The sequence below is a fragment of the Streptomyces sp. sk2.1 genome, from assembly GCF_008120935.1.
Classification (GTDB): domain Bacteria; phylum Actinomycetota; class Actinomycetes; order Streptomycetales; family Streptomycetaceae; genus Streptomyces.
On record NZ_RDBO01000166.1, the window covers coordinates 1 to 989 of the forward strand.

Annotated in this window: 1 protein-coding gene and 1 pseudogene; both read left to right on the top strand. The window is 75.0% G+C overall.

Annotation, left to right across the window (positions count from 1 at the left end; genetic code table 11):
• On the top strand, nucleotides 1-298 hold a 298-nt coding region (locus EAO76_RS41860), incomplete at its 5' end, for an enolase C-terminal domain-like protein (protein WP_316248415.1).
• A 111-nt stretch (nucleotides 299-409) separates the two neighbouring features.
• Nucleotides 410-989, top strand: a pseudogene (locus tag EAO76_RS41865) (PucR family transcriptional regulator); the annotation flags it as partial.

A 989-nucleotide genomic window follows, 5' to 3' on the forward strand; every position in this document is an offset into this window, starting at 1 on the left:
CCTGGAGGCCCGGCGGATCCATGACGTGTGCGCCGCCAACGGCGTCCCGGTCTGGTGCGGAGGAATGCTGGAGACCGGCCTCGGCCGCGCCGCCAACGTCGCGCTCGCCGCACTGCCCGGCTTCACCCTGCCCGGCGACACGTCCGCGTCCGGCCGGTACTACCGGACCGACATCACCGAACCGTTCGTGCTGGAGGACGGCCACCTCACCGTGCCCCACGAACCCGGCATCGGAATCTCCCCGATCCCCGGACAACTGGCCGAGGTCACCGAGTCGACGGAATGGATCGGCCGGTGACGGGCCGGTCGCCGGATCCGGACGCGGTGACGGCGGCACGGTGAATTTGAGCCTTCGGGCCCCGGCCGCCGCGGCCCGGGGCCCGAAGGCCCGGTTTACTACGTCGTGGCGATGACGGAGCAGCCGCGGGCCGTGCTCGGCCGGATCATCGACGATCTCGGATCGACGTTGATCGAGGTGGCGGCCGGGGAGGTCGATCCGGCCCGCACCGTCACCGGGGTGCTGATCCAGGACCCGTTGGACGAACCGGCACGGCTGCCCGGCGCGGTGGTGCTCGGCGTCGGGGTGTACGGGGCCGGGCCCGTGGCCGGCCTGGTCGACCGGGCACACGGGCTGGGCGCGGCGGCCGTCGTGGTCCGCTCCCCGGTCCCGGTGGACGGGCCCGTGTCCGAGGCCGCCGCGCGCACCGGGGTGACCGTGCTCGGCCTGACCCCCGGCGCGTCCTGGGCCCAGGTGGCCGCGCTGCTGCGGTCGCTGCTCGCCGTCGACGAGCTGGGCACGGTGGGCGGCCCCGGTGACCCCGACAGCGCCGAACCGCTCGCCGGGGACCTGTTCGCCCTGGCCAACGCGACGGCCGGACTGCTGGACGGCCCGGTCACCGTGGAGGACCGGAGCGGGCGGGTGCTGGCCTTCTCCAGCAGACAGGACGAGGCCGACGGGGCCAGGATCGCGACCGTGCTGGGCCGTCAGG